General features: G+C 44.1%; 7 protein-coding genes. 5 read left to right on the top strand and 2 right to left on the bottom strand.

Annotation, left to right across the window (positions count from 1 at the left end; all coding sequences use genetic code 11):
* Nucleotides 1-38: 38 nt before the first annotated feature.
* The 4 genes from AB4238_RS10225 to AB4238_RS10210 all read left to right on the top strand — a co-directional run bounded on the left by AB4238_RS10225 (nt 39) and on the right by AB4238_RS10210 (nt 3,699).
* Entirely contained in the window at nt 39-464 is a 426-nt protein-coding gene (locus AB4238_RS10225) for a hypothetical protein (protein WP_372033372.1), read from the top strand.
* Nucleotides 461-670: a helix-turn-helix transcriptional regulator gene (locus AB4238_RS10220; protein ID WP_020910407.1), complete on the top strand. Its 210-nt coding sequence runs from the start codon at nt 461-463 to the stop codon at nt 668-670. Before AB4238_RS10225 ends, AB4238_RS10220 begins: the two co-directional genes overlap by 4 nt.
* A 270-nt stretch (nt 671-940) precedes the next feature.
* The gene (locus tag AB4238_RS10215; protein ID WP_372033371.1) at nt 941-1,663 is read left to right on the top strand and encodes a helix-turn-helix domain-containing protein; all 723 of its coding nucleotides are present in this window, start codon (nt 941-943) and stop codon (nt 1,661-1,663) included.
* A gap of 191 nt (nt 1,664-1,854) precedes the next feature.
* Nucleotides 1,855-3,699, top strand: a complete 1,845-nt coding sequence (locus AB4238_RS10210; RefSeq protein ID WP_372033370.1) for a M14 family metallopeptidase — start codon at nt 1,855-1,857, stop codon at nt 3,697-3,699.
* An 83-nt stretch (nt 3,700-3,782) separates the two neighbouring features.
* On the opposite strand, the gene AB4238_RS10205 is transcribed toward AB4238_RS10210, so the two are convergent.
* A complete protein-coding gene (locus tag AB4238_RS10205; RefSeq protein ID WP_372033369.1) occupies nt 3,783-4,586 on the bottom strand; it encodes a class I SAM-dependent methyltransferase in 804 nt (267 codons plus the stop codon).
* Between the two features lie 251 nt (nt 4,587-4,837).
* Between AB4238_RS10205 and AB4238_RS10200 the strand changes: the two genes are divergently transcribed.
* Nucleotides 4,838-5,593, top strand: a complete 756-nt coding sequence (locus AB4238_RS10200) for a hypothetical protein (RefSeq protein ID WP_372033368.1) — start codon at nt 4,838-4,840, stop codon at nt 5,591-5,593.
* Between the two features lie 317 nt (nt 5,594-5,910).
* Here AB4238_RS10200 and AB4238_RS10195 read toward each other — a convergent pair whose 3' ends face one another.
* Nucleotides 5,911-6,939, bottom strand: coding sequence for a methionine synthase (locus AB4238_RS10195; RefSeq protein WP_372033367.1), 1,029 nt, complete (start codon nt 6,937-6,939; stop codon nt 5,911-5,913).
* Nucleotides 6,940-6,944 lie beyond the last annotated feature (5 nt).

Here is a 6,944-nt window from a genome sequence, read left to right as displayed (position 1 = left end):
CAAGCTTGCTTTACTAAAAATACAAAGGGAACTGTTCAATGAAATCTATACTAGATGCAATCTGCGCTAAAGGGCTGCCCAAGCGTGATCTGAAAAATGCCAATCGTGTGAATCTATTCGCGCTACTTTGGGCACTCACTTTAATGTTCAGTGCATACCTAGGTGAAACCGGCGTATTAGACAATACACTTCTGTTAATCATTGCTTTTGCGGTACATAGCATGATTGGCATCGCCATGTTATTCACATATAAAAGCTTTCTAACTCAGCTTGATGAAATGGAGCGAAAAGTGCAGCTAGATGCATTAGCACTGGCCGTTGGAGTCGCCATAATTAGCTTTTCAAGCTATTCAATTCTGGAAAATACAGGTACTGTACCACCGTTAAAAAGCGCATACCTCATCGCGCTTATCGCCTTAACCTATATGGTTGGCATTATTAAAGGAAGGCTAGCCTACCGATGAAAAATCGCTTAAAAATCCTCAGAGCTGAGCGAGACTGGACCCAAGCCGATCTCGCCGACAAGCTGGAAGTGTCACGGCAGACGATCAATGCGATAGAGAAAGGGAAATACGATCCCAGCTTACCATTAGCGTTTAAAGTCGCCCGCTTGTTTCAGATCCCCATAGAAGCCATCTTCGAAGATGAAGCAGAAGTCGAAGTAAGTTAACCCGCACAAGTAAAAATAGGTTCTCCACACTGGAGGACCTATTTTTTAGACTCCATCCCACATAAACCACCATCGTCTAAACCAGCTATTAACACCGTGCTAGTCACCTGGGGCGAAAACACGACAAACCATTCAACACTCTAGAGCAAGATTTCGCTAATATTCCTTGTTATGCTGCTAAATTCCTCTTCATATTTATCCGAGAATAACTAAGAGTAGTCCCTGTTTAGTCACAATATTCACTGAATATGGATAACAAAGGATTGATGCATGACATTAGGTAAACAGATAAAACACTTCCGTACGACACGGGACTTAAGTCAACCAGAATTGGCCGACATGATGGGAATTGAACAATCATATTTATCAAAACTGGAAAACGACAAATCGATCCCCTCAAATGATGTATTCCGTAGCTTACTGACCGCACTATCGATCAACACAACCGAATTTCTTAGAGGCATTGATACCCAAAAGCATCGTCCACAGCTCAATCTCATTGCCGATATTGAGGCGTTATTGTCTCAAAGAGATAATATGAAGATAGCTTCATTAAGGCGCTTTCTCTATCTGGCGTCGACGCTAATTATTCTAGGTGTAACCACCTTCTATGCCGGTTACAGTCGACAGGTATTCTCAGAGAATCAATATCAGTATCAATCTCTGGGTGTAGTACTACCTGGTGAACCACTCGATATCTATTCCTCTTGGAACCGAACATTGGATGCAACAGTTGAAAATAGCTACTCCATTAGAGAGCAAAAAAGAGTTGAAATGGCTAAGCGCAGAGATGACCACTTTCTACTAACGACTGACAACAGAAGCCAAAAATTTAATGTCGATGTTGACGGTGGAAAACGCATGTACTCACTCGACAAAAAGGTCGCTGTACCACGAGTAATAAATGCATGGCTACAACTATTGGGGGTGCTATTTTTTGCAGCGGGTATTGTCGGCTTTGGCTTAGAGCGACGCTTATACAAATTACATTAAGCTTTCCAATAATTTAACCCCCCAAGGCTAATGCTCATAAGGATGTGAGCGTTAGGCAGCATTCGACCAGTCAACATAGCGCTAAAAACGCATATTTCGACACAGTTATCTGGTTGCACTTGTTAGCATTTTGGTGAAATATAAGCCTCTTATAATAATTCTAAATTTATCTTACAGATGGATGCCCTACCATGCGCTTTTTGACCTCTTTAACAAGCTACGCAGCCGTTGCGGTTGCTGTCACTAGCTTTTGCACGCTTGCCGCCGAACACAATGCCACGCCTCAGTTAGCAACCACTTACGTTAATGATGCCATTTTACCTCCCATTATCGAATGGCATGGTAAGAGTGAATCACTACTGGCAGCACCAGACAGCGAATGGGCTACACCTTTTGAACAGCATGGCCTTAAAACCAGTCCAAATTATGATGAAACCTTCGCATGGTTAGATAAGCTGATTAGTCAGACAGATATGCTCAAAAAAGTCAGCATAGGCAAGAGTCCGCAAGGAGGTGACATTTGGATGATAGTCGCTTCTAAAGAGGGCGCTGAAGATGCCCCTACTCTACTTAAAAATAATAAACCTAGCGTATTAGTTCAGGCTGGCATTCATTCTGGAGAGATTGATGGCAAAGACGCTGGCATGATGCTGCTACGCGATATTGTTATTGGTGATAAAGCCGCACTACTCGATAATGCTAATCTATTATTTGTGCCTATTTTTAGTGTCGACGCCCATGAGCGTTCAACCGAATACAACCGCGTCAACCAACGAGGTCCGGTTAATATGGGCTGGCGCACAACGGCAAACAACCTCAACCTTAATCGTGACTACGCCAAAGCTGACACGCTAGAGATGCAGCATATGCTGCGCGCCATTAATATCTGGCAACCTGACCTATACATAGACGTACATGTTACCGACGGTATCGACTACCAGTACGATGTCACCTTCGGTTACAACCTTGCCCAAGGTTTGAGCCCTGCCAGTTATAAGTGGTTAGAAAACAGCTACCGCCCAGCCATTGAGTCAGCACTTATCGAAGAAGGTCATGTTCCTGGACCACTCGTTTTCGCAATCGACAATAGCGATATCAGCAAGGGTATGTCTTTATGGAATGCTAGCCCACGCTTTTCCAATGGCTATGGTGATGCGCGCCACCTGCCGACGATTTTGATTGAGAACCACAGCCTAAAGCCATTTAAGCAACGCGTGCTCGGCACCTATGTGATGTTAGAGGCAACACTGAAAACTGTCGGTGAGCAAACAACCAAACTCAAATCGGCAATCCAACAGGACAAATACCGCTACTCACCACGCGTAACCCTCACTTGGCAGCAAGAGCAGCAAAAACAGGGTTGGGACTTTAAAGGTATCGGCTACTCGATGGAGCAAAGTGCAATCAGTGGCAATGAGATTGTTCGCTGGAATGGTGAACCTAAGCTGTACCCTAACCTGCCAGTTATTGGTGGTACCAAAGCCGATATCAAAGTGAATCGCCCAACGGCTTACTACGTGCCACCTCAGTGGACAGAAGTGATTGAACGGTTAAGCGTACACGGCATACGTATGACCACTATCAGTAAACCTAGTACGCAAAAATTACAGCAATACCAATTAAGCCAGCCCAAATTTGGCAGTGCTGATTATGAAAGTCATCAACGCGTTAAAGCTACGCTAAGCAGCCAAACTATCGAGGCAACTTTGCCTACAGGCACTGTACGTATCGACACCGAGCAACCGCTTGGCGATCTTGCTATCTTATTACTTGAACCGCAGTCGCCTGACTCACTATTTCAGTGGGGATTTTTCAATCCTATTTTCACTCGTACAGAGTATATCGAAAACTATGCTGTTGAGCCGTTAGCAGCGCAGATGTTAAAACAAGATCCCAAACTGCAAGCAGCATTCGATGAAGCACTTAAGGATGAAGCGTTTGCCGCCGATCCAAAAGCGCGTCTACGTTGGTTTTACCAGCGCAGCCCTTATTATGATAACGAGTACCAAAAATACCCGGTGTTAAGAAGCAACTAAATTTGCAATCATCGGTAAACATCCGAGCTTAGCTCAAACAAAAACAGCGCCAAATGGCGCTGTTTTTATGTTAAAAATCGAACTTAGGCTTTCTTATAACCTGAAATAGCATAAGTCAGCGGCAAGCGTTGCCCTTGCTGCTCGACAAAATAACGTGACCGTGGCGCAGTGCCTTGCGCTAAAGTGACCTCAACCGTCTCCTCTGTCAGTCCATCGAAACAGTTGTATGGGCTAAAATCGAATTCATTGAATGAGTCGATTTCGATACCGGCACGGATCAATGCATTGATAACATCAGCTAGAGAGTGCGGCCAACTCATAAAGGTCTCGGTTTCATCACCTGCATTTTCTGTGTAGGTAGGCTCATCATCCACATCAGGCTCATCTTGATGAAAATAGCTATAACCGTCAAACACCGCTTGTGCGGGGTGAAACTCCACCATATAGAACTGACCACCCGTTTTAAGCTTACTGGCTATGGTTTGCGCCCACTTATTTAGATCGGGCAACCAGACAATGGCGCCGTAGGAGGTAAATACGATATCGAACTGACCCGCGACCTGCTTAGTCACTTGATAAACATCGGTGCAAATAAAATCAGCATCTAGTTTAGCTTGAGTTGCTAATAATTTAGCTTGTTCAATAGCTGCACCAGAGAGGTCAACACCAGTTACTTTTGCGCCTAAGCGTGCCCATGACAGGGTGTCTAAACCAAAGTGACATTGCAGATGTAACAGGCTTTTGCCCTCTACATTCAGTGCGGCCAGCTCTATCTCTTGCAGTGAGCTGTTACCCGCTAAAAAACCAGCGACATCGTAAAAGTCGGAAGTAACATGAGTTTGTACTCGGCGATCCCAACTTTGTTGATTTACAGATAAATAATCCATTCTTGCTTCCATCCCCTATGACTGAACTAGGCTATAACCGAAAAATTCAGCAGTAATAAACGATTAAGTAAAATCACTAACAATGTCGATTTTGGCCAATTTTTTGAGGTAATTCACCATCAACAGTCAAGATAACAACAAAACATCACAATTAAAACAAGTAGATAACATATTGGCATGCTACCTGCTTAGATAGGCCATAGCTCTAAATACAAAATTGATTCTAAAAAATATAACAAGGACATCATCTTATGAAATTAGCCTCTAGTCTTTTTGCGGCAGTCATAACGCTAGCGCTTTCGGGTTGCATCATCAATGTAAATGGCGCCAGTGCCGGACCGCTTGATCATCAGAAAAAGCAGATCCAGATTGAAGCAGCAGGTATCGATACATTTGTCGCCAATACAGGCGCAGGTGACTTAAAAATCCAAGGCGTTACCGGGTTAACTCAAATAACCGTGATAGCTGACATCTACACTTATGGTGATATCAAAGCAGACTTAACACTAGAAAAGAGCGGCAGCAATGCAAAGTTGGTTGCCGAGTTTGACAGTAATATCAATTTTAGTCGCTCGCCATATATCGACCTCACCATTCAAGTACCTGCCGATATGGTACTGAAAATAGATGATGGTTCTGGTGACATTGAAATTAAAAATGTCTCAGCCAATATTGAGCTTGAAGATGGCTCTGGCGACCTTTCTATCCAAGGTGGGCATAACCTTAGTATCACCGATGGTTCTGGCTCAGTATCGATTACTAACACCACTGGCAAGCTAACACTGGAAGATGGTTCAGGCTCAATCAACCTAAATGGCATTGGTGGCGACACTAACATCGATGATGGCTCTGGCGATATGACGGTAACCAACGTCAATGGTCACGTTGTTATTGATGACGGCTCAGGTGATATCGAAGTCGACAACACCAAAGGCCTTAGCATTGTTGAAGCTGGTAGTGGCGATTTGAGCGTCGATAACATTAATGGTTCAGTGAGTATGGACTAGGACAAACTAGGCTTTAGTGTTAACGATTCAAACTCAAGACTGATAGCAACTCTGAAAAACTGAGCTATTATTAGCTTAGTGAAGGAGAATTCCTTCCCGGCGTGGGTGCTGTTGTCGATTAATGTGCTTAGTGGTCGGTTATGTCGACCAAGAGCGTATTTAGGTACAACAGCGCCCAGCCCACCCTTTTATGATCTCAGCTGAATTATCAGCTGAGCTTCGACAATTTCAAGCCATCTAGCTCGTTATTCTGAATCGTCGATTCAACTTCTAAAATCAGTTGTTCCAATAACCTGCGACCAACGTGTATGCGGATACTAGGCTAACAGTTCTCTTCTAACAATTTCAGTTCCTGCAGTTAACGCATTTAACTTGGCGGTTGCTATATGGCGAGGCAAAGGTGCCATACCGCAGTTAGTACACGGAAAGAGATTCTCGGCATCAACAAACTCGAGTGCTTTTCGTAGGGTATCAGCCACCTCTTCTGGCGTTTCAATCGTGTTAGTGGCGACATCGATAGCCCCAACCATCACTTTTTTACCTCGAATAAGCTCAAGTAACTCAAGTGGAACATGGGAGTTATGGCATTCTAATGAGATTATATCGATATTCGATTTCTGCAACTTAGGAAAAGCTTGTTCGTATTGTCGCCACTCAGTGCCCAAAGTCTTTTTCCAATCGGTATTAGCTTTAATGCCGTAGCCATAGCAGATGTGTACCGCTGTTTCGCATTTAAGCCCCTCGATTGCTCTTTCTAAACAGGCAATTCCCCAATCATTTACCTCGTCAAAGAACACATTAAATGCAGGCTCATCAAACTGGATGATATCAACCCCTGCAGCCTCTAGCTCTTTGGCTTCTTGATTGAGAATTTTGGCAAACTCCCAGGCAAGTTTTTCACGGCTTTTATAATGATCATCATAAAGCGTATCGATCATGGTCATGGGGCCTGGCAGCGCCCACTTTATGGGCTGCTTAGTCTGCTGACGTAAGAACTTCGCATCCTCTACAAAAACGGGCTTCTGACGAGAAACGGCACCAACCACGGTCGGCACACTGGCATCATAACGATCGCGGATTTTCACCGTTTGACGCTTTTCAAAATCGACACCATTGAGGTGCTCAATAAAGGTTGTCACAAAGTGCTGCCGCGTTTGTTCGCCATCACTCACAATATCGATGCCAGCTTGCTGCTGATCTTGTAGTGACACACGCAATGCATCATGTTTTCCCTCAAGCAACTCCTCACCTTGCAACTTCCAAGGTGACCAAAGTGTCTCTGGTTGAGCTAGCCAAACAGGTTTAGGTAAGCTGCCTGCAGTTGAAGTCGGTAATAATTTTTTCATAATAA

Source organism: Shewanella sp. 10N.286.45.A1 (assembly GCF_041470405.1).
GTDB lineage: Bacteria > Pseudomonadota > Gammaproteobacteria > Enterobacterales > Shewanellaceae > Shewanella.
Note: the sequence above shows the minus strand (reverse complement) of the source record. Positions and strands in the feature narration are given on the sequence as shown.

Coding starts and splice junctions, on each gene's coding strand:
- AB4238_RS10225 (WP_372033372.1), top strand. CDS start 39: ATGAAATCTATACTAGATGCAATCTGCGCTAAAGGGCTGCCCAAGCGT.
- AB4238_RS10220 (WP_020910407.1), top strand. CDS start 461: ATGAAAAATCGCTTAAAAATCCTCAGAGCTGAGCGAGACTGGACCCAA.
- AB4238_RS10215 (WP_372033371.1), top strand. CDS start 941: ATGACATTAGGTAAACAGATAAAACACTTCCGTACGACACGGGACTTA.
- AB4238_RS10210 (WP_372033370.1), top strand. CDS start 1,855: ATGCGCTTTTTGACCTCTTTAACAAGCTACGCAGCCGTTGCGGTTGCT.
- AB4238_RS10205 (WP_372033369.1), bottom strand. CDS start 4,586: ATGGATTATTTATCTGTAAATCAACAAAGTTGGGATCGCCGAGTACAA.
- AB4238_RS10200 (WP_372033368.1), top strand. CDS start 4,838: ATGAAATTAGCCTCTAGTCTTTTTGCGGCAGTCATAACGCTAGCGCTT.
- AB4238_RS10195 (WP_372033367.1), bottom strand. CDS start 6,939: ATGAAAAAATTATTACCGACTTCAACTGCAGGCAGCTTACCTAAACCT.